Here is a 275-nt window from a genome sequence, read left to right on the forward strand (position 1 = left end):
TGTGGCGTTGATCACCTCACCATTGGTAAGCGGCGTCTCAAGCACTACCTCATAAGCGCCTGTATCGGTATTAGCGGCCGCGCTACCGATAATCGTATTACTCTCATCTAAGATGGTAACCCTAGAACCTGGCTCAGCGGTGCCGATGACGATTGTGCCATCAAAGTCGGTGATGACTGGCGCATTAGGGGCGGTTGAGTCTGGAGCAGTAGCCGTGCTTGAGTCTGAGGGGTTACCTGCGGTATCCGTCAAGCTGACCTCTAGGTTTTCACCGT

General features: G+C 53.8%; 1 protein-coding gene. It reads right to left on the minus strand.

All coding sequences use genetic code 11. The annotated features are described in order from the left end of the window. On the minus strand, positions 1–275 hold a 275-nt coding region (locus Q0895_RS13425; RefSeq protein ID WP_299189792.1), incomplete at both ends, for an Ig-like domain-containing protein.

Origin of the sequence: uncultured Psychrobacter sp., from assembly GCF_947495825.1 — a bacterium.
GTDB lineage: Bacteria > Pseudomonadota > Gammaproteobacteria > Pseudomonadales > Moraxellaceae > Psychrobacter.